At 35.0% G+C, this 20,954-nt stretch carries 17 protein-coding genes, 1 tRNA gene and 1 other annotated feature; of the genes, 6 read left to right on the top strand and 12 right to left on the bottom strand.

Annotated features, from left to right (window positions below):
• Positions 1-106: 106 nt before the first annotated feature.
• From ACFQ32_RS00170 to ACFQ32_RS00155, 4 genes are all read right to left on the bottom strand, one after another.
• Positions 107-886, bottom strand: a complete 780-nt coding sequence (locus ACFQ32_RS00170; RefSeq protein WP_046325153.1) for an alpha/beta hydrolase family protein — start codon at positions 884-886, stop codon at positions 107-109.
• A 10-nt stretch (positions 887-896) separates the two neighbouring features.
• Positions 897-2,843 carry a PTS glucose transporter subunit IIA gene (locus ACFQ32_RS00165; protein WP_046325154.1) on the bottom strand — a complete coding sequence of 649 codons (1,947 nt, stop codon included), beginning with the start codon at positions 2,841-2,843 and terminating at the stop codon, positions 897-899.
• A gap of 13 nt (positions 2,844-2,856) precedes the next feature.
• The gene (locus ACFQ32_RS00160; RefSeq protein WP_046325155.1) at positions 2,857-3,678 is read right to left on the bottom strand and encodes a PRD domain-containing protein; all 822 of its coding nucleotides are present in this window, start codon (positions 3,676-3,678) and stop codon (positions 2,857-2,859) included.
• 431 nt (positions 3,679-4,109) lie between these two features.
• On the bottom strand, positions 4,110-4,976 hold the full coding sequence (locus ACFQ32_RS00155) for an aldo/keto reductase (protein WP_046325240.1): 867 nt from the start codon (positions 4,974-4,976) through the stop codon (positions 4,110-4,112).
• A 128-nt stretch (positions 4,977-5,104) separates the two neighbouring features.
• On the opposite strand from ACFQ32_RS00155, the gene ACFQ32_RS00150 reads away from it, so the two are divergent.
• A complete protein-coding gene (locus tag ACFQ32_RS00150) occupies positions 5,105-5,674 on the top strand; it encodes a histidine phosphatase family protein (protein WP_046325156.1) in 570 nt (189 codons plus the stop codon).
• Positions 5,675-5,733: 59 nt separating this feature from the next.
• On the opposite strand, the gene fba is transcribed toward ACFQ32_RS00150, so the two are convergent.
• The 5 genes from fba to ACFQ32_RS00125 all read right to left on the bottom strand — a co-directional run bounded on the left by fba (position 5,734) and on the right by ACFQ32_RS00125 (position 11,513).
• Positions 5,734-6,648, bottom strand: coding sequence for a class II fructose-1,6-bisphosphate aldolase (gene fba / locus ACFQ32_RS00145; RefSeq protein ID WP_034980057.1), 915 nt, complete (start codon positions 6,646-6,648; stop codon positions 5,734-5,736).
• Positions 6,649-6,745: 97 nt separating this feature from the next.
• Positions 6,746-8,431: an arginine--tRNA ligase gene (gene argS, locus ACFQ32_RS00140; protein WP_046325157.1), complete on the bottom strand. Its 1,686-nt coding sequence runs from the start codon at positions 8,429-8,431 to the stop codon at positions 6,746-6,748.
• A gap of 258 nt (positions 8,432-8,689) precedes the next feature.
• Entirely contained in the window at positions 8,690-9,337 is a 648-nt protein-coding gene (locus ACFQ32_RS00135; protein WP_046325158.1) for a L,D-transpeptidase, read from the bottom strand.
• Between the two features lie 44 nt (positions 9,338-9,381).
• Positions 9,382-10,230: an NAD(P)H-hydrate dehydratase gene (locus ACFQ32_RS00130; protein ID WP_046325159.1), complete on the bottom strand. Its 849-nt coding sequence runs from the start codon at positions 10,228-10,230 to the stop codon at positions 9,382-9,384.
• Between the two features lie 2 nt (positions 10,231-10,232).
• Positions 10,233-11,513 carry a serine hydrolase gene (locus ACFQ32_RS00125; protein ID WP_046325160.1) on the bottom strand — a complete coding sequence of 427 codons (1,281 nt, stop codon included), beginning with the start codon at positions 11,511-11,513 and terminating at the stop codon, positions 10,233-10,235.
• Between the two features lie 100 nt (positions 11,514-11,613).
• Here ACFQ32_RS00125 and ACFQ32_RS00120 point away from each other — a divergent pair.
• The 3 genes from ACFQ32_RS00120 (at position 11,614) to ACFQ32_RS00110 (ending at position 13,537) form a co-directional block, all read left to right on the top strand.
• Positions 11,614-11,697, top strand: a tRNA-Leu gene (locus ACFQ32_RS00120).
• 304 nt (positions 11,698-12,001) lie between these two features.
• Positions 12,002-12,226 carry a PspC domain-containing protein gene (locus ACFQ32_RS00115; protein WP_046325161.1) on the top strand — a complete coding sequence of 75 codons (225 nt, stop codon included), beginning with the start codon at positions 12,002-12,004 and terminating at the stop codon, positions 12,224-12,226.
• A gap of 204 nt (positions 12,227-12,430) precedes the next feature.
• A complete protein-coding gene (locus ACFQ32_RS00110) occupies positions 12,431-13,537 on the top strand; it encodes a pyridoxal phosphate-dependent aminotransferase (RefSeq protein WP_046325162.1) in 1,107 nt (368 codons plus the stop codon).
• Positions 13,538-13,746: 209 nt separating this feature from the next.
• Here ACFQ32_RS00110 and ACFQ32_RS00105 read toward each other — a convergent pair whose 3' ends face one another.
• Together ACFQ32_RS00105 and leuS are read right to left on the bottom strand one after the other, a co-directional pair.
• Positions 13,747-15,390 (bottom strand): putative polysaccharide biosynthesis protein, encoded by a 1,644-nt coding sequence (locus ACFQ32_RS00105; RefSeq protein ID WP_046325163.1) that lies wholly within the window; start codon positions 15,388-15,390, stop codon positions 13,747-13,749.
• A gap of 95 nt (positions 15,391-15,485) precedes the next feature.
• Complete coding sequence (gene leuS, locus ACFQ32_RS00100; RefSeq protein ID WP_046325164.1) at positions 15,486-17,900, bottom strand: leucine--tRNA ligase; 2,415 nt, start codon at positions 17,898-17,900, stop codon at positions 15,486-15,488.
• Between the two features lie 36 nt (positions 17,901-17,936).
• Positions 17,937-18,127, bottom strand: a binding site (T-box leader).
• Positions 18,128-18,183: 56 nt separating this feature from the next.
• Between leuS and ACFQ32_RS00095 the strand changes: the two genes are divergently transcribed.
• Positions 18,184-18,846 (top strand): phosphatase PAP2 family protein, encoded by a 663-nt coding sequence (locus ACFQ32_RS00095; protein WP_046325165.1) that lies wholly within the window; start codon positions 18,184-18,186, stop codon positions 18,844-18,846.
• A 58-nt stretch (positions 18,847-18,904) separates the two neighbouring features.
• Here the strand turns inward: ACFQ32_RS00095 and ACFQ32_RS00090 are convergent, their stop codons facing one another.
• Complete coding sequence (locus ACFQ32_RS00090) at positions 18,905-19,393, bottom strand: cupin domain-containing protein (protein ID WP_046325166.1); 489 nt, start codon at positions 19,391-19,393, stop codon at positions 18,905-18,907.
• A gap of 330 nt (positions 19,394-19,723) precedes the next feature.
• Here ACFQ32_RS00090 and ACFQ32_RS00085 point away from each other — a divergent pair, with 330 nt between their 5' ends.
• Positions 19,724-20,917 carry a hypothetical protein gene (locus tag ACFQ32_RS00085; protein ID WP_046325167.1) on the top strand — a complete coding sequence of 398 codons (1,194 nt, stop codon included), beginning with the start codon at positions 19,724-19,726 and terminating at the stop codon, positions 20,915-20,917.
• The last annotated feature ends 37 nt before the right edge of the window (positions 20,918-20,954 follow it).

Below are 20,954 nucleotides of genomic sequence, written 5' to 3'. Positions count from 1 at the left end.
TAAAAAAAAGCCTTCTAAACTAATAAATTGGCTTAGAAGGCTTTTTCATGCTTTAAAATTTTTTTTAATAACTAGTATTAGTTAACTTGATATCAGTAATACAAAATTATTTTATATTTCGACAAATCCATGGAATCATTTGATTGTTCAATTCATTTAATTTTGTATAATCACCTGTTTTGGCATTAAAGGTGTGATTTGCTCCTTCAATAACAACTGAATCAACATTTTTCATATGACAATTTTTGACAAACTTAAGTCCAATATTTGGATCAAGAGTAGGATCGTTAGCTGCAATACAAACCAATATTGGGTTTTTAAAGTTACTAATATTCATATTAAGTGTATCTTTCATGTCTCTTTCAAATTTCTGATATATTAGTTCAACTCTGCCATCACTGGTATGCATAATACTATAACCTAACTGCTGCATTTCTAATTTATTATACGAAGGAACCATCATCACATTGGTATTGATTGCACCATTTAACGTAACAATTAATTTAGCAGGTAGGGTTGAACAAGTAAACGCTAAACGTCCACCAAGACTGTGACCCAGCATACCTACATGTTTTTCAGAAATATATGGTAAAGACTGTAAGTAATTAAAGCATGCCTTAACCTCATCAATCATAATTCTCATACCATATTTTTCACGAGAGCAGATGTTTTCACCCATACTGCAAAGGTCCATTCTTGCTGCAGCAATACCATTTTTGGTCAATTCTAAACTTATTTTTTGCAACATATGGCCATCCAAATTTTTGGCTGACATAAACCCATGAATTAAAAGTATGGCAGGAAATTCTTGACCTTTATCTGGTAAATCTATTTGCAATGGTACTTCATGATCAATACATTTCACAAAACAAAGTTTTTCTTTCATAATTATCTCCTTAAATTTCAGCAATAAGTTTATTTTTCTCAAACTTAATGTTTTTGTATTTGTTTGAGTTTAGTAGCACTACAATTACAGTATCATCTAACTTACGCTTTTTTAATTGCTCTCGGTGCAATACAGCTATTTTTTGTCCTTGCGCAATTTGATCACCTGGTTTAATTAATACGGAAATATCATTTGGCTGAAGTTTCATAGAATCCAAAGTTAAATGCAGCATTACTTCATCACCATGATCACCTCTGATCGTAATCGCATGCTTTGTTGGCGCAATTGAATTAACCTTACCGTCAATAGGAGAGTAGATGTCATCACTTTCCGGCTTAACTCCAAAGCAGCTTCCTAAACTTCCACTAGAAAATGCATGGTCACTTATTTCACTTTGAGAAATAATTTTGCCTATTACGGGAGCAGAGACGATATCACTTTTTAGATTTGACAACTGTTTAGCCTCTTTAAATTTATGACTAACATTTGACCTGTTGGTGTCATTATCTGATTTTTTCCTATTAAAAATAGATTTTAATGACATTTGATCTACTTTGGCATCATCATTCCATGACCATTTGGTGAACCAAACACCTATAAAGGATACTATCGCAACAAGCACAATTCCTCCTATTGCTTTAATTAAATTATTAGGATCCTTTGCATTGTAAAACAAAAGTAGATTAGTTAAATAATATGCACCATACGCATATGCTTTCGTCCCTACTATTCCGTTGTATATACTTAAAATTAAGCCAGTGACAAAATCTACAGCATACAAAACTGGCATTTTGTATAGAATACCATAAAGAGTCGGTTCTGAAACACCGCCAAATAGAGCTGAGATAGCAGCTGTCCAGGAAATATTTCTTCCTTTAATATTTTTTGATTTTAATGCAACCCATAATGCTACGAATCCAGGTACTAGCGTACCTGCCATAAACCAAATGTTGATAATATCGTCATAACCTAGAGTGCTTAAATTTTGAGTTGCTATCGGAATTAATGCCAAGTGGAAGCCCGGCATAAAGACCCCAACTGTCATTGCAAAAGTATATATAGCGGGTACTGTTAGCCAAGGCACTGTTTTTCTAAGGAATGCTATGAATGTACTAATACCATTCGTAAACAGACCGCCTAACGGTCCCGTCAAAGTTAATGTAATAATTGACATTAAAAGTAGTAAAGATACTGGTTTTAAAAAATAACGAATTGAATTAGGAATTATTTTTTTAAGCCAACGATCAAGTAAGCTCATAATCCAAATGGATAAGATAATTTGAACTACTTGACCATTGTATGTTTGCAAATGAACTGGCAACCCAAAATAAGATGTAAAGCCCGTTGCAGAACCTTTTGCAACTAAATTATTCCAATCGGGATAAAGTAAGAAGCAAGCTAGCATGATTGATAAAATTGGATCTGTATCAAATTGCTTAGCGGATGAGTATGCCACCATGACTGGCAAAAAGAATAGAGCTGTTTGGCCCAAACTGTTTAAAATAATATAAGTTGAATCAGTAGTTTTCAAATGGAAAAACATTTGAGCAACTATAATAATTAGGGAGAAAAAACCAGCACAAATTAAAGCAGGAATGACAGGTGCCATAATTTTGGCGACTAACTCCAAAAACTCCACAAAAAGCGTTCCAATATTTTTGCGCTTTTTGACGCTTTGCTTATTTTCTACATTTCTTGCACCTGAGAAACCGGCAACCTGCCCAAAAGCATTATAAAGATCTTCAATAATTTGACCCACAATGACCTGGACTTGGTTTGAAATGATTTCTACTCCCAAAACGCCCTCTATTTGAGTTAATTTCTTTTTATCGATATTTTCAGTACTTTTTATGCCTAACCTTAATCTTGTAGCACAATGATTGACTGAAGTTAAATTGTCCTTGCCACCAATATACTGCAAAATTTCCTTAGACATCTTATTGTAATCTAAAGCCATTTTTTACCTCATTTCAATTATCTGAATAAATTAGACGTTGTAAATGTAGTAACAAATATTTCTGTTCTAATTTGTCCATTGAATGTCCATATTTTTCCTTCAGCTTGTTATTAATATTCTTTATTAGCTGTTTCGTATTAGTAATATATTCTTGGTCAAAATCAAATTTGATGTTTTGATCGTGATATTCCTGATTGGATACAAAGCGATAAGCATAGTATTGCAAATGTGTTCTAAACCTTTTATATGAAAAACTTTTTTTATCAAGATTGGGAAAAGCTGCATTTACTTCCCCTTCGACTTCTTTAACAACTTCCATTATCTGCTTGAGCTCATTCATTCCATTGTTATTCCCAATCAAATTAACAACATCTATAGTTAAAAAACCAATTTCATCATCAGGTAATTCAACATTTAAAGCCGCATCCAAATAATCCAATATCCATTCCGCAACTTGAAATTCTTTGCGATAAAAAAGCTCAGCTTCCTGCATAAAACCAAAAGGCATACTAATACTATGTTTATAGCGATACATTATTCCTTCAATATGATCTGAAATAACAAAGTATGCATCATCTGCAAGTGGCTGTTCTAATTTTCTTTCTGCATAGCGAATAATAATAGTGGCCATTTCAAAATATTCATCAGGTATTTGTTCAATTAGTTTAGTAATTTTTTGATCAGCATTAGTGTAAATTTTGTCAATTCTCGACTTATCTATTTCATCTCCTTCTTTTTTACCAAAAGTAATTCCTTTGCCAATAACAATAATTGAGTCTGAAGAACTATTTGTACAAATAGCTGCACTGTTATTTAGTTTATGAAGAATCTTCAATTTCTACCTCCTTTCTGGTTCAAGACAAAATAAAAAAGGCCAAATATTAACTACATTAAAATAGTCTAATATTTGGTCTTGCTTTCAAAACGAAATAGCACCCATATTTAATTTCATGAATTTTGCGCCGAAGCTAACAATTTCACTGAAGTTATTATATTTTATTTCAGGGCCCATTGCAAACGATTTCAAAAAATATAATTTTTAAATAGTTCCATCTAAGGTTATTTGTTCCGCGATTTGTTGTATTTTCTTAACAAACTATTTGAAAAAGGCTGAATTACAAAAGTTTTCGCTTTTCAAGTTTTATAAACTTTGGTTTTTGTTCATAAATGAGAGTTCTTGACTTAAAAAGCTTTGATACTACTTAGTTGAAATCATTAAGGTGTTTACCTCAAATTTCCACAGTAAAATTTTTTCTTGATTTTTATTTATCTTTTTCCACCAAAAACTGGAAAATGACTGGCAGAGCCATAATCAAAAGTATTAATATTTTCTAAAGTAGCCATATCATCTTCACTTATTTCAAAATTCAATTCGGAATTTTGTCTCATATGTTCTGGATTGACAGACTTAGGTAAAACTACGGTATTTAGTTGCCAATCGTAACGAATACAAAGTTGTGCAACTGAAACATGATATTTTTCTGCCATTTTTTGAATTACAGCATTATTTAAAGCTTCGCCATGCGCAACAGGTGAAAAAGACTCAACTATAATATTTTGCTGCTGACAAAAATCAATTAGCTTTTTAGGTGTCGCACCAATATGACAAAGAATTTGGTTAACCATAGGCTTAACATTACTATTGTCAATTAAGTTCTGCAAGTCTTCCGGTTGAAAACTAGAAACTCCAATAGCACGCAATTTTCCTTCTTTCAAAGCGTCTTCTAAAGCGCGCCAAGTTTCTAAGTTACCTGCAAAATGCCGATCATCAGATTGGTTTACCTCTTTCCATGGCTGCGGATTATGGATAATCATCATATCTAAATAATCAAGATCCATTCGCAAAAGAGTTTCATCAATAGATTTTTTAGCTTTTTGATAGTCTTTAATTTCAGCCTCTATTTTTGAGTTAACAAAAATTTGGTCACGAGCAATACCTGAATTTTTAATCCCCTGACCTACTCCACTCTCGTTATGATAAGCTTGAGCAGTATCAAGATGCCTATAGCCCATTTTTAAAGCAGATTCGACTGGTAAAGCCACTTCACTATCGGGAATTTTCCAAGTTCCCAATGCCAGTTTAGGGATCTTTACCCCGTTATTAAGTGTAAATGTTTCTTCAAAAATCATAATTTTTCCCTCCTTATGCCTTTTCTTGAGTATAACGCTTAACTTCATGTTTAAGTCAATCATTTTTCATTTAGATTTTTAAAACTTTTTTAGTTACAATTGAGTTTAAATAGATAAAAGAAGGCAAATTTATGAAATATGTTTACTTAATGCGTCACGGACAAACTTTGTTTAATGTCCAACATAAAATACAGGGCTTTTGTGATTCACCACTGACCACTCTGGGAATTAAACAAGCACAAACTACGAAAAAAGAATATTTTGAAAATGAACAGATTACTTTAGAAGAAGCTCATTGCTCCACTTCTGAAAGGGCGATAGATACTTTAAAATTAGTCACCAATTTACCCTTTAAAACTCATAAAGATTTACGAGAATGGAATTTTGGTGCGTATGAAGGTGAGGGGGAGCACCTTAATCCGCCTTTACCATACAAAGATTTTTTTGTTCAGTTTGGTGGAGAATCTCAAGAACAAGTGGTTGCCAGAATTAATAAAGCGATTACAGAGATTGTAGAATCTTCATGCCATAAACAAATTTTAATCGTCTCCCATGCCGGAGCTATAGCTAATTTTTATAGAAAGTGGGAAAAATATAATATATTTAACCGTAATAATCACTATCAGAATTGTGCCGTTTTAAAATACGAATATGAAAATGGTATTTTTCGTTTGCAGTCAATATTTAATCCTAGCTGCTAAAATAAGCAAAAAAGGGAGATCAACCTAAACAGTTGAACTCCCTTTACTTAATTATCAATTTATTCCAAATTCAATGAACTCTTATCAAAACCAGCTGACTTAATCTTGTCATCAATTGATGGAGTACCAAGCCAAGTGATCATTTCCTTCATTGAAGCTGTAATTGCTTCAGTACCAGGAAGAAGGAGCTTACGAGGGTCATAACCCTTGTTGTCCTTGTCTTCATCTTTGTGGGCTTCAAAGTACTTACGGGTAGCAGCTTGGAAAGCCAATTGGAATTCAGTGTTAATGTTAACTTTAGAAATTCCAAGGGAAATAGCCTTCTTAACTTGCTCTTCAGGAATACCTGAACCACCATGTAGTACCAATGGAACAGAAACTGCATCAGCAATTTCCTTTAAGCGATCAAAGTTCAAGCCCTTCCAGCCTTCTGGGTAAACGCCGTGAATGTTACCAATACCACAAGCAAGTTTGTCAACTCCTGCGGCTACGAAAGTTTTTGCGTCTTCAACAGATGCTAATTCACCACCATCGGCTCCTTGGTTTTCACCAATTTTACCAATTTCAGCTTCAACTGAAATACCGCGTTCATGAGCCAACTTAACGATTTCCTTGGTTTTAGCTAAGTTCTCTTCAGTTGGTAAAGCATGACCATCAAACATAACGGATGAGTAACCAAGAGCAATACATTCTTTAGCAGCTTCAAAGCTACCATGGTCTAAGTTCAATACAACTGGAACAGAAATGTCCATTGCATCCATTTCATCTTCAACTAAGTCTTTAGCAACTTTATAGCCACCCATGTACTTAGCTGCACCCATAGAAACCTGAATTAAAACCGGAGTTCTAGTTTCTTCAGCTGCTTGCAAAATTGCACGTGTCCATTCCAAGTTGTTAGTGTTATAAGCACCTACTGCATAATGGTTTTTACGAGCATCCTTAAAGATTTGATTACCATTATCTAAATATGCCATTAAATATACCTCCTAATAAACTTACAGTCATATTGTATCGTATTAATTAAGCATTGAACAATCTTTTATTTGATGAAAACGTTATTTTTGAAAATTTTTACATTTCTTTAGGAGCATTAACACCTAATAGTCGCAAAGCCTCGGTTAAAACAATTGAGGTTGCTTGAACTAGTGCCAGTCGAGCACTTATTTGATCATCATCAACCAACACTTTGACATTAGCATAATATTTATTAAACTTCTTGGCTAAATCAAGTGCATATTTAGCAATAATTGACGGTTCAAACTTAGCACTGCTGCGAGCAATGATTCGAGGGAAGTCGGCCAAAGATTTAGCAACTCCAAAAGACCAGTTATCATCTATCTTTATATTAGAAAGACCAGGTTTATGCCCTTGTTCAGCAGCCTTACGCAAAACACTTTGAGCACGCGCGTTTGTGTATTGCACGTAGGGACCAGTATCCCCTTCAAAACGGACAACTTCATCAAGATCAAAATCAAAGTTTTCAGTCCGCTCGTTTTTCAAATCGTGAAAAATTACTGCTCCAACTCCCACATCATGAGCGACCTGGTCTTTATTAGCTAAATCAGGATTCTTTTGCTCAATTTGCTTTTGCGCCAAGTTAACAGCATCCTGTAAAACCTGATCAAGGAAAACTACATTCCCTTTTCTAGTAGAAAGCTTTTTACCATTTTGAGTAATTAAGCCAAAAGGAACATGATAAATTTCGTCAGCCCAATCATAGCCCATTTTCTTCAGAACGGTTTTTAACTCTACAAAATGCTGGGACTGTTCATTACCGACAACATAAAGCATTTTGACAAAATGATACGTATTTTGACGATAAATGGCTGCTGCCAAATCACGTGTTAAATAAATACTAGTGCCGTCAGACTTCACAATCAAAGCTGGATTTTCATCTTTACCCATGTCAACAACTTGTGCACCGCGAGATTCATGCAAAAGTCCTTTTTCTTTTAATTCATCAATAACTGGCTGCATCTTATCATTAAAGAAAGCTTCGCCTTTATAAGAATCAAAAGTAACTCCGAGTTCTTTATAAATGCGATTAAAATCAGTTAAAGATACGTCCCGGAACCATTGCCATAATTTAACTGCTTCGGGATCGCCATCTTCTAGTTTTTTAAACCAAGCACGTCCTTCATCATCCAGTTCTGGATGTTTTTCAGCCTCTTTGTGAAATTTTACGTAGTACTTAAACAAATTCATGATGGGGTCTTTTTTCACATCTTCTTCAACGCCCCAATGCTTATAAGCAGCAATTAATTTTCCAAATTGAGTGCCGTAGTCACCTAAATAATTAATTTTTATAGGCGTATAGCCAACTTTTGCCAAAGTTTTAGCAATTGAATTACCAATCACAGTCGACCTTAAATGGCCCATAGACATTGGCTTGGCAATATTAGGACTAGACATATCGATCGGGACATTGCCCTTTCCTAAGTTTTGATCCCCAAAGTGCTCTTTTTGCTGCAAAATTTCTGCAAGAGTTTGCGAGATCAATCTGCCATGATCTATTGAAAAGTTAACGTATGGACCTACAGCTGTGATAGATGCAAAATCAGTGCTCTTTAGCTCACTGGCAATATTTTGTGCAATAACTGCAGGATTTTTGTGTTCCACTTTTGCCAAAGCAAAGGCTGGAAATGCATAGTCACCCATCTTTTCATTTTTGGGCCTTTCAATTAACGAACTGATTTGCTCTTTGGAAAGGTCAACCTGTCCAGCAACCAACTCGACAACCTTGTCTTTAAAATCCATTTTTCCCTCCTAAATGCCAAAAAAAGTCTCTCCTTCACTAACTTGAAGAAGAGACGAGTATAACCCGCGGTACCACTCTTTTTGATACAAAGTATCCGCTTATTAAATTTTCTAATTGGTCGGTTAGACACGCCTTCAGTCATTTTTCCAGCCTGACTCTCATCAATCTCAAGCTCGCTATATTGGAAAAAATGCCTACTACTTCTAACTACTTTCATCAAATGATTATAACAGCAAATAATGTCTGCGCCAAATTTTTTAGTTATTTTTGATAATTACCTTTGTGCCGGCAGGAATGTTTTCAACCAACCAACGTGAGTCGGGAACACTTAGCCTGATGCAACCGTGAGAAGCAGGCTTAACTCCCAACTTTTCAGCCTCTTTAATGTTGTATTTGCCATTACTTTTTGTAGGAACCGAATGAAAAAGATAAACATTTTCCTTGTCCCAGCTGGTCCAGTTATTAGCGCCCTCGTTTAATTCAGGATTATAAAAAGAATCTCCACGATCATACTTTATTTTGTATGTTCCGGTTGGTGTTAATGATTTATTCTTTTTAAAAAGTCCTGCACTCGCTAACATGGTATATATTCTTTGATTGCCACGTAAAACATAAACACGATTACCTTTAAGCGATACTCTAATTTTCAAATTGTTTTCAGAATGCTTTATTTTGGGATAAGGCTTAGTTTCACTCGTTTTTTTCCAATTGAAAGGAGAACGCAAGTCTTTAGGGTCTTGATAAGGACGGTAAGATGCAGCAGTTTTTATAACCACTGTTTTCTTGGCATCCTTAGTTTTATTATCCATTTTAGGCTGAGTAGGCATGAAAACCCGCGCAAGACTGATAGCGCATATTAGAATAATACAAAAAGCAGTAAGAACTTTTAATAGACTTTTTTTCATATAATAACTTTTCTCCAAATCATATTTGTGTTTCAACGGAAAATCTATCCTTTGTCAGCATATTGATTCATCAACTGAGGCAATATTGCACTTATTTTAGTTGGGCGCACCACATAATCCGTTTCAGCAATTCTATCGCCAGCTAAGGAATGAAGATAAATTGCAGCCAGGACTGGATCTAGCGTGCCACCAAACTGTGCTATAAAGCCACCAATTATCCCTGCTAATGTATCTCCCATTCCACCGGTAGCCATACCAGGATTACCGCTAGTATTTACAAAAATTTCGTTAGTACTAGTATAAACATGAGTGCGATTTGATTTTAAAACCAAAATAACATTTTGGGTAGGAAAAATCTTTTTTAAAGCACTCAAATTAGCACTATCAGTTTGATAAGGAATTCTAATTTGACTTAAACGCTGCCATTCCATTTGATGAGGTGTTAAAACGATCAAGCCAGCACTGGTCGGGATTAGCTTAGGGTCTTGTCCAATTAAATCCAAAGCGTTTGCGTCCAAAACTAATGTTTGATTTGAGGAAACATTCTGACAAAGAGTAAGCATCATTTGATGAGCAAAAGAGTTAGTTCCTAACCCTGGTCCGCAAACAATAACATCCATTTTAGTGATTAAATTTAGTAAGTTCCGATCACGCCAATCAATGAACATTACCTCAGGATTACGAGCATGTAGTGCATTCAAGTTAACTGGATGGGTAGCTACTGAAATTAGACCTGCACCGCTATTAAGCGCAGCTTCAGCTGCCATAATGATCGCACCACCATAATTTTCATTGCCCCCAATTAACAGGATTCTGCCATAATTACCCTTATGTGAATTACTGGGTCGTTTTTTAATTACTTTTGTCAAAATCTTTGCAGTTATTTCAGACATGATTAGCCTCCAAATAGCCAACGCCAAAATCGAATTAAAAAGTTAACTTTATTAGTTGATTGCAATGCCTGAGCAGGTAAAAGTAAGCCATTAGGCTGTTGCAGAGAAATAATTTTATTTTTACCGGCTTTAAAGAAATAGTAATTAATTCTTTGCCCTACTTTAATGGGAGCTTCAACAACTTTTGCCTTTAAACCCACTTTAAATTTTGGACCATTTTGAGGCACCCAAATCAGACTTTTATTCTTCATACCAATATTTATTTGTCTGGCTTCTCCGTTGTGAACTTCTACATTAGTATGACCAATAATTACTTCATTACGCTGAAAGACTAGAGGCTGATAGTTCTGATAAACATAATCAAGTAACTTGCCAGTCTGAATAAAACGCGCTGGGTCAGTATTGGTTAAATGTTTTGCTCCCATGATGACCGTGATGATTCTGCCACCCTGATGGCGCGCGGTTGCAATAAAACAAGCACCAGCAGCATCTGTTGTTCCCGTCTTTAAGCCATCAATCTTAAACCGTTTGCGATACTGCGGCAGCCCTTTTAGCATCCAGTTAAAATTGCTCATTGGTATCGCCATTTTTTGGTCAATAAAATTCATTTTAGCAATTTTAGTAGTTTTGAGCACTTCCGGAAAATCTTGAATTAAATGCTGCCCAATGATTGCCATCTCTTTGGCCGACAACATATTTTCGGCATCTTTATCTGCATCTGGATAGCCATCGTTACCCACGCTCTTGTTAGGCAAGCCGCAAGTCGTGTATATCTGATCGCTCTTAATACCCCATTTATTTAGTTGCTGTCTCATTTGCTTGACAAAAGCTACTTGGGAACCACTAACTGCTTGTGCTAACATCATTGCAGCTCCATTAGCCGATTCAATTAACGTTGCCTGATACAACTGCCTGATTGTATAGGTATGCTTCATACGCAGCGGAACGTTGGAATATTCTCTGTTACTTGCAACAGCAAAGATTTGCTGAGTTGGCGTTACTTTAGTATCCCAGTTTATTTTATTCTGGTCAATCGCCTTTAGTGTCAGATAGACAGTCACCAGTTTGGTCATCGAAGCTATAGGTAACTGCTTGTTAATGTTTTTACCATACAGCAACTGTCCTGTTTTACTGTCTATAGCAATTGCCGCCTTGGCATCAATGTTGACTTCATTTTTATTATAGTTATCAGGTAACTCTGGGGCAGCTTTTACATCCACAGGAACCACTAAAATTAATAAACTGATAAAAATTAAAATGATCGCTTTAGCTTTCTTTTTCAAGTATAAATCACCCTTTCCTGATTTTTTTTAATTATTTTACGTTTTATGATTACATTTTACCAAATTTTTGGTATGATTATTACTGTGCTAAAAATAATAAGCCCCGATGGCGGAATTGGCAGACGCGCAGCGTTCAGGTCGCTGTTTAGGTAACTAAGTGAAAGTTCGAATCTTTTTCGGGGCATTTGTGTAGGAAGAGCTAATCTCTAGGGATTAGCTCTTTTGCTATTCTGATACTTTTGCGATGCGCAAGCAATAAAAGTGAAAGCTCCAAAGACCCTGACTCCCACTTAACTACTCGACTCTGATGAAGCCAACATCATAATCCGCATATGTTGCAAACAATAATATATTTTTGTGTGTGGCATGCTTTGAATTTGATTTTTCCCATATTGATATTGTAACTAGTATTTTTATAATAAAAAATATTTTAATATATACTTTAATGATTATTTTGTATTAAAATTAATACAAAAGGAGGCACAGTCATGCAAAAACGATTAACAAAATCCCAGGATAAAGTTATATCCGGCGTATTTGGCGGTGTGGCAGAATATTTCGGTTGGGATAAAGCGTGGACCAGAATTGGTGGTGCAGCATTAATACTATGTACAACATTTCCCGGACTGCTTTTATATATTATTGCTGCAATTGTGATGCCTGAAAAAAATCGTCATGATGATACTCTTGATGGTGAATTTCATAAGCCTTAAACTGATTGTAAAAATATAAATTGAATTTCAACACGTTATTTAAGCCTTTCTAAACTAAATTAATGTGAGATTAGCTAAAAATCCAAGTATATATGAGCAAAACCGCTCATTTATACTTGGATTTATTTTTTAGTCAAGTTGACCTTTTTTTAATTAAAGAATATGATTTAGACAATAATTTACTTAAAGAAAGGTTAGCGTATTATGAGCTTAGACGTTAATATACTTCCATCCGATTACATTGACTTATCTATTGGAGATTTTCGTTCCGGAATAAACAAGAGAATAATTGATAAATTAGTAAAAAGAGTTGAGCATGCTGGAAATGGATATACTCCGGGTTTAGGACTGCCTGAACTGAGGGAAAAGATTGTATCATATTACAGTGAAACCTATGGTATAAAGGATATTGACATCAATAATATTCAAATCACCGTTTCATGTCTGCATGGTGCTTTTTTATCATTAAGATCTATCATCAATACTAAATCTGATGAAATTATTGTTGTTGCCCCATTTTTCCCTTCATACTTAAATTTAATTGCAGGCGTTGGCGCAACTCCAGTAATTGTTAAATCAGAGTCTCCTACTTTTGCACTGCCAATTGAGCAAATCAAAAAAGCCGTCAATGCAAATACCAAGGCTATTATTATTAATTATCCTAACAATCCTACTGGAGCCAGTTTATCGCCAACGGACCGAGAATTCTTGAATAATCTCTGTGAAGAAAAAAATATTTTCGTGGTTGACGATCACGTTTACAGCGATTATCCTAGCAATTACCAATACCAACCAATTTCAACTGATATTTCTCATCAAATTTTAGTCAGCAGCTTTTCCAAAAGTTTTGCTATACCCGGAATACGTCTTGGCTACGTCATTGCACCGGCCAATATTATTGAACGGGATGGCTTTTATAATGAAGGTATCACTTTTAGTGCTCCAACTATTAGTCAGTTCATCGGGGAAATAATTTTGGAAGAACCAGAGAAATATACCTACCATATTGAGGAAATTAAACAGACCGGTGCAGAATTAACCAAACTTTTTACTAGGAGTAAATATTTTCCTTGCTCCTCATACAAGGGTGGCTTATACATGTTTATTGAAGTACCAGAAACCATCAAGGACATTGACCTATACTATAAATTGCTGGAAAAACACTTTCATGTAATTGTGGCCAGGGGAAGTGATTTCCAATATTCAGACAGATACTTCAGAATTTCTCTTTCAACCGAAAAAGGAATTTTAGTAAAAGGTGTACAAAAAATTATTGATTGTGTAGATTACACTTTGAATTATATTAAGTAGCACGTATAAAATTACAAGAATAATTTAAAGATTATTATATTAAAAAAAGCTCAGCAAGCGCCAGAGTTCATTCTAGCAGCCTAGGAGCTTTTTTATTTTACCTCACTTTTTACCCAATTCATAATTAATCTTAAGTTGTTTAATTAAATAAAATAAAAAATGATACCGACTGAACAATCGGTATCAAATTCGCTTATATTAGGTTTTATTTAAGCACGAATGTGCAGTTTTTCCAATATTGGAATGATTTTATTTCCTAAAATTTTCTGCGCTAAATTAGACTTAATAGCCGCAAAGCCATAAAACACGCAACCCACAACTACCGCGACAAAAACAATGACAAGTGACTGTAAGCTGCTTGCAGGACTTAAGAACAACTCCAGTCCTTTTTCTACTGCCAAAACCAGCAAAAACATGATAACTGAAAATGCAGTAATGCCAATAAAACGTCGTCTTGTACGATCCTGATTGAAATTGTAATTAATCTTAAGGTGTTCTATCGCCATAAAGATAATGACAAGCATTCCTAAATTAGTGGCAATCAATGGGCCAAATATTTTAAAGACATAAATCATGGGGTATTGCATTAAAATCTTAATGATTAACCCTAATACTAAATATTTAATTGCAAGTCCATTTTCCGATAGGCCCTGTAAAATAGCCATTAATACCGTAAACAAGCCCAAACTAATAGCTGTAAAGGAAGAAAGGTAAAGTACATTTGATCCTAGTTTGTCATATCCGTAAAAGATGGTATAGATTGGTGTAGAAATCGCAGCCATGCCAAAGGAAGCGGGAATCATGACAAATAGAAATAAATCTAAAGTATTACCAATTTGGTCAGAAATTGCATGAAAATCATGCTTAGTGTGAGCTGCAGACAACAGAGGAATTGTCGTCACAGCCATAGCACTTGCTAAAGACACAATGATCATTATCAACTTATTGGCATTAAGCGCAAATAACGCATACCAAGTTTCAATTGTATTATTAGTTGCACTAACCAAACTTGAAATAATTGGATGAAAGCTATATTGGTCTACCAGATAAAAAAGTTGAATACCTGCATCAATAATTATAAAAGGAATTGCCTGGGCAATAATTTCAGCAAAAAGAGCAGAAGTTGAAACCTGTATTTCATTATTGGAATTTTCAACTAACTCGTTAAGTTTATTACGTCTAGACAGCAAAAACCACGTTAAAATAGCTATGCCAAAAACTGCTCCAATCGCAGCAGCCAAATTTGATTGCACCACCGCATCAACAAAATTACCATGCTGTACTTGCATAATAATATAAGCAGTTAACAGCATCCAAATTACTCGTGCTAATTGTTCTACAAACTGGGACATTGCTGACGGCATCATGTCTTCGTAGCCTTGAAAATAACCCCTCATAATACTTAATACAGGAATAATTAAGATGGCGTAAGACAGGCTTCTCATTACCCTTACTTGTCTTGGATCAATTTGTGAACCATTAGAAGCTAAAAAAGGTGAAGCAAAATACATCACTGCAGCAGAAATAATTCCTAGAAATACCATTAATATTAAGCCGCGATGAAAAAGCTTACGTCCAACTCCGTACTCATTAAGCGCATTATACTTAGCCACCTGTTTAGCAACAGCACCTGGAATGCCCGCAGTGGATATTAAAATAAAAATACTATAAATGTTATAACTTCTGGCAGTTAAGGCATTGGCAATATTACCATAGGGCGACATCCAATAAAACCATGGAATAATATAGAGAGCACCCAAAATACGTGAGGTAATAGAGCCGAAAGTCATCCATGCACTGCCCTTAATAAAGGTATTTTGTGTATTTTGTTCAGATAAATTATTTTCTTTCATTAAAGTTCCCTAAATCTAGTCTACTAACTATATTATTGTGAATGAAAATGGGCAATTAACAACAAATATACTTTGCACTTTAGGAAAAATTAACTTTATTTAGCTACAATATTGACAATCTTATTTGGTACGACAATGACCTTTTTAATATCTTTGCCTTCTAAAAATTTCTGGACGTGAGGCAATGCCAATGCTTGTTTTTGAGCTTGATCTTTATCCATGTCAACAGCCGCCTTAAAATTGCCACGCAGCTTGCCATTTACTTGAACCATAATTTCGACTGTTGATTCAACCAGTTTGGCTGAATCATAGGTTGGCCATTTGGCAAAAGTTACGGATTGCTCATGACCAAAGATTTGCCAGATTTCTTCCATCATGTGAGGAGCGATTGGGGCTAAAAGCGTAATGAAACCTTCCGCATATTTTCTTGGAATCGTTTTTGCTTTTTGCGCAGCATTAACAAAGACCATTAATTGAGAAATTGCAGTATTGAAATGTAAGTCATCAAAATCTTCAGTTACTTTTTTAACAGTTTCGTTATAAATTTTATCTAAAGTGCCATCGTTTTCAGCCACAATATTTTCTTGTGGTATGGCTTTAAGATCCAAATCATTAACGAACAGACGCCAAACTCTGTCTAAGAACTTTTTGGTTGAAGCAGGACCATTATCATCCCAGTCAATGGATGCATCAAGGGGTCCCATGAACATTTCATACATTCTAAGACTGTCTGCACCATACTCATCAATGACATCATCTGGATTAACTACATTACCTTTTGACTTGGACATTTTATCATGATCTTTCAGGATTAATCCTTGATTGAATAGTCTTTGGAATGGTTCTTCATTAGGAACAACACCTAAATCATACAATACCATATTCCAGAATCTGGCATAAAGCAGGTGCCGGACAGCATGTTCTGCGCCACCAATATAAAGGTCAACTGGCATCCACTTCTTTAGCATTTCGTAATCAGCCAGCTTATTATCATTATGTGGATCAACAAAGCGTAAGAAATACCATGATGAACCTGCCCAATTAGGCATGGTATTAGTTTCTCTTTTACCTTTACGACCGTTTTTGTCAACTACATTTACCCAGTCCTGCAAGTTTACCAATGGACTTTCAGGTGTACCTGACGGCTTAATGTCGGTTGCATGAGGTAAAACGAGCGGTAATTCATCTTCTGGAACCAATGTAGTTTCTCCATCTTCCCAGTGAATTACTGGAATTGGTTCACCCCAATAACGCTGACGACTAAATTCCCAGTCTCGTAACTTGTAATTAACCTTTTTTTCTCCAGCGTGGTGTTCAGTAAGCCACCCAACGATTTTATCCTTTGCTTCTGCATTGTTAAGTCCATTTAAAAACTCTGAATCTATATGAGGGCCGTCACCAGTATATGCTTCTTGTGCAACATCTCCGCCCTTAATAACTGGTTTAATAGGCAAATTGAATTTCCGAGCGAACTCATAATCACGCGTATCATGGGCCGGTACAGCCATTACGGCACCAGTCCCATAGCTAGCAAGAACATAATCAGCAATCCAAATTGGAATTTCTTTGTTGTTTACGGGGTTAATGGCGTAAGCGCCAGTAAAGACTCCAGTTTTGGTTTTATTTAAATCTGTTCTTTCAAGGTCGGACTTAGATTCAATTTGCTTAATATAAGCGTTAACTTCATCTTTTTGACCAGCGGTCATAATTTTTTGGACTAATTTATTTTCAGGAGCTAAAACAGCATAGGTTGCGCCAAATAAAGTATCTGGTCGGGTACTAAAGACATCAAATGTTTCATTAGAATTTTTAACCTTAAAAGTAATTTGGGCACCTACTGACCGCCCAATCCAGTTACGTTGCATTTCTTTAATATTTTCTGGCCAGTCAAGATTATCCAAACCGGCAAGAAGACGATCTGCATATTTAGTTATTCTCAACATCCATTGCTTCATGTTGCGCCGATATATAGGATAACCACCGCGTTCAGTCTTACCATCAACAATATCTTCGTTAGCAACAACTGTACCTAAATCAGGTGACCAGTTAACCGGTGCTTCCGCTTCATAGGCCAAATCATTTTTATACATTTGTTCAAATGTCCATTGGGTCCACTTGTAATACTTAGGATCGCAAGTTGCTAGTTCCCTGTTCCAGTCGTATGAGAATCCTAGAGTATTAAGCTGCCGTTTGAAATTGGCAATATTTTCAGTAGTAACAACTGCCGGGTCTTGCCCAGTCTGAAGAGCATACTGTTCAGTCGGAAGGCCAAAAGCATCCCAGCCCATTGGGTGCAGTACATTATAGCCTTGGCTACGTTTCATCCTTGCAATGATATCTGTTGCTGTGTACCCTTCGGGGTGTCCTACGTGAAGTCCCTTACCAGATGGAAAAGGAAACATATCTAAAACATAAAAATTCTTCTTTTTGGGATCGTTACCTGTTTTAAAAGTTTGATTTTTTTCCCAGTAATCCTGCCATTTTTTTTCAACAACTTTGTGATTGTACATATTTTTACCTCATAAAAAAAGTCCTATGAAATTCTTTCATAGGACGAATAATCGCGGTACCACCTAAGTTCCACGCCAAAAGCGTGACACTTCTTGCCCCTTAACGCGGATAGCAAACGTTAGAATTGTTCCAGGCTCAGTTCACAATCTTTTTTCTAGTCTTGCACCAACCGACTTTTCTCTATAGAAAAATAAAACTGCTACTAGTTCCTGATCTTTATTTTTTGACCAATAATGATTATAATTTACCACAAATGCAAAAAAAAACAAGGGGAGAAAATTTTTGAACAAAACGATACAAACAAAGAGAGACACGATAATACCTGCGACCATATTTTTGATTTTGTACGCGATCTGGGCAATTTTAGTTGCTTCTGAAAATCAATTTATTCACAATTTTGACCAATCAATGATTAATATTATCTGCAACAATAATCCTATTATAATCAAGTTTGCGACAACTTTTACTAATTTAGGAAATACAAATGTAATCACAATTGAAACTATAATTTTGGTGATTGTTTTAGCACTTAGCAAAAGATTTGCATGTGCTGTTTTTACTACAGGAACCATGATAGGTGCTAACGGCTATAATTGGATCATCAAGCATGCTATTGCAAGGCACAGACCACTTACTGAACATCTTGTTGCTGCACATGGTTACAGTTTTCCCTCAGGTCACTCTGTTGGCAGTGCTACTTTATTTGGAATTTTAATTGTTCTAACAATTTTATTAATCAAAAATAAAGCTGCTAAAACAGTATTATGTCTTGTTTGGGCTTGTTTTCCAATATTAATTGGTTACACCAGAATTTTCATTCATGTCCATTATCCATCTGACGTAATTGGGGGTTTTCTAGAGGGAATCGCATTTCTCTTAATTGGATACTCCTTTCTTTACCATTATTATTTAGAAAGTCAAAGAGCACAAAGCAATTTATACTAAGTAAAAGGATTCAAACTGATTTAAAGTTTTGAATCCTTTTTTTAGTATCAAAATCATTCTAATCCAGCGCTAACCGCTCAATGACTTTTTTGTAGGCAGGATATTGTTTGAGTAAATCTGCCTTTTTAAGCAGTTCAAAGTCGTGATAATCAAATCCTGGCGAAACTACACAGCTTACTAAACAAAAACTATCTGGTTTTACAACTTCCGAAGCAAAAATGGTATTCTTCGGAACTCTAAATTGCATTCTTTCACCAGCAGAAACATTTTTACCCAATTTAACGGCTGAATATTTACCTTCTGGAGTAATACAGTGAATAGTAATCGCTTCACCGTCATGGTAATACCACATTTCATCATGATTCAAACGGTGAAAGTGAGAACAACTTGTGTCATCAAGCAAAAAATAGATGGATGTATAATAAAACCGTTCTGCTTTACTATCTTCATCATAAAACTGCTTATCACTCGCATAAACTTGCCTGAACCAGCCACCTTCTTGATGCGGTTCAAGATTTAGTGCTTTGATATAATCGTCACGTTTCATTTTTTCTCCTTAACAAAAATTCAAATTATATATACAAATTTAACTCATTTTCACTTTAAAGTCAGCTAGTAATTTTTAAAACAAAAGTTTAACTACATATTAATTTTTCAATTTATTAATTAAATTTACCCTTTGGATAATAAATATTATATGAATTTTTGATTGCAAAAAAGGAAATAATATTATATCATCAAGTAACAAAATATTTGCACTTAAAAGGTATTGTGTTATTGCTGTGATATTAATTTTAATATTAAAGTCATAAAAACTGCTAGATCAATAATTTTAATCTAGCAGTTTTTTTAAACCTAAATTAAGAGGTGACGAAAAATGCCGTACGTGAAGTTAAAAGTTAAGCAAATGCTCAAAAGTAAATTTACCTGGATCAGTCTGTTAGCTATTCTAGTAGGTTGCCTCTCTTTTTGGACAAAGAATTATTATGCTAGCAAGTCTGACAGTATGGAACTTAGTACTGCAAAAGCTAATGTAGCTATTCAAAAGAAAAACGTCATATATTTTCAAAAAGAACTCAAACAGAAAAAATTAGATGAGGACAATAAGAAGCAAATAAGAAAAAGTCTAAAGGGTTCCCAATCAGATATAGCTGAAAAACAAAAACTCATTAAGGCCCTCCAGTCCAAAGATTGGCAAAAAGCCTATCCGATCATGATTAAAGAAGCCAAATTTTGGCTTGCTGATGCTAAGAAAAATGGCTCGAATAGTGAAGCCGTTGCTATAAGTAAACGTGATTTATTGGAACTGCAAACATTAGCCAAACAACATTTACCAAAAGAACAGACTATTAATCCAGTAAAAGGCGGTTTTTTTCTTATTTTTGTTATGGAACAATTCTTACCTATACTTGTAGTCCTAGCCGTTATTTTTGTTCTGGTAAAAATATTTGCAATTGATTACTTTGACCGTATGAGGCTAGGCAACTTATTACCGCAAAATAGATTGGTATTAAGCGAATTTTCTACTGGTTCTTTAATGGGTTTCTGTTATTTTCTCGTTACCTTCTTGTTGATTTTTTTGATACCTAGTCTTTTTGCCGGAACTGGCAATTTTAACTATCCAATTGCGGGCATGAACCCTGTGACTAAAGAATATATTTTTATTCCAATGCATCAACTCTTGTTGCCAATTTTAATGTTAGAATTGTTAAGTTTTATCTTTATCTCAGGCATGGTGTTATTTTTCGTTCAGTTTTTTAAGAATCCTATTATTGCGTTACTTTTTTCTGTACTGGTATTGGTTGGAGGTATGGTTATCCCACAATACATAGTAGCTGAACGGAGCTTTGCTCAGTTCATTCCGATGAGCTACTTCTTTGCTTTACAACCAGTGAATGGCATGTTTGGTATCAGTAATTCCTATGTCATCGCAGATGAAACGAAATTGGTAACTTATCCGCAAGTAAATTTTACTAACGGTGTAATTGTTTTACTAGTAGGAATATTAATTCTTTTGCTTCTAAATTACTTTGTCGCCGAAAAAGCACAAAAAGGAATAAAAACAAGTTAACTTTATCAAAATTATCTTAAAACGTCTAAACTATCTT

The organism is Lactobacillus melliventris (genome assembly GCF_042679465.1).
Lineage (GTDB): Bacteria > Bacillota > Bacilli > Lactobacillales > Lactobacillaceae > Lactobacillus > Lactobacillus melliventris.
The sequence above is the reverse complement of the archived record's forward strand: the minus strand, read 5'-3'. Positions and strand labels throughout refer to the sequence as shown.

What these genes read in the sequence shown, in the direction of transcription:
- ACFQ32_RS00170 (WP_046325153.1), bottom strand. Translation starts at nt 886, where the DNA reads ATGAAAGAAAAACTTTGTTTTGTGAAATGTATTGATCATGAAGTACCA.
- ACFQ32_RS00165 (WP_046325154.1), bottom strand. Translation starts at nt 2,843, where the DNA reads ATGGCTTTAGATTACAATAAGATGTCTAAGGAAATTTTGCAGTATATT.
- ACFQ32_RS00150 (WP_046325156.1), top strand. Translation starts at nt 5,105, where the DNA reads ATGAAATATGTTTACTTAATGCGTCACGGACAAACTTTGTTTAATGTC.
- fba (WP_034980057.1), bottom strand. Translation starts at nt 6,648, where the DNA reads ATGGCATATTTAGATAATGGTAATCAAATCTTTAAGGATGCTCGTAAA.
- argS (WP_046325157.1), bottom strand. Translation starts at nt 8,431, where the DNA reads ATGGATTTTAAAGACAAGGTTGTCGAGTTGGTTGCTGGACAGGTTGAC.
- ACFQ32_RS00135 (WP_046325158.1), bottom strand. Translation starts at nt 9,337, where the DNA reads ATGAAAAAAAGTCTATTAAAAGTTCTTACTGCTTTTTGTATTATTCTA.
- ACFQ32_RS00130 (WP_046325159.1), bottom strand. Translation starts at nt 10,230, where the DNA reads ATGTCTGAAATAACTGCAAAGATTTTGACAAAAGTAATTAAAAAACGA.
- ACFQ32_RS00115 (WP_046325161.1), top strand. Translation starts at nt 12,002, where the DNA reads ATGCAAAAACGATTAACAAAATCCCAGGATAAAGTTATATCCGGCGTA.
- ACFQ32_RS00110 (WP_046325162.1), top strand. Translation starts at nt 12,431, where the DNA reads ATGAGCTTAGACGTTAATATACTTCCATCCGATTACATTGACTTATCT.
- ACFQ32_RS00105 (WP_046325163.1), bottom strand. Translation starts at nt 15,390, where the DNA reads ATGAAAGAAAATAATTTATCTGAACAAAATACACAAAATACCTTTATT.
- leuS (WP_046325164.1), bottom strand. Translation starts at nt 17,900, where the DNA reads ATGTACAATCACAAAGTTGTTGAAAAAAAATGGCAGGATTACTGGGAA.
- ACFQ32_RS00090 (WP_046325166.1), bottom strand. Translation starts at nt 19,393, where the DNA reads ATGAAACGTGACGATTATATCAAAGCACTAAATCTTGAACCGCATCAA.
- ACFQ32_RS00085 (WP_046325167.1), top strand. Translation starts at nt 19,724, where the DNA reads ATGCCGTACGTGAAGTTAAAAGTTAAGCAAATGCTCAAAAGTAAATTT.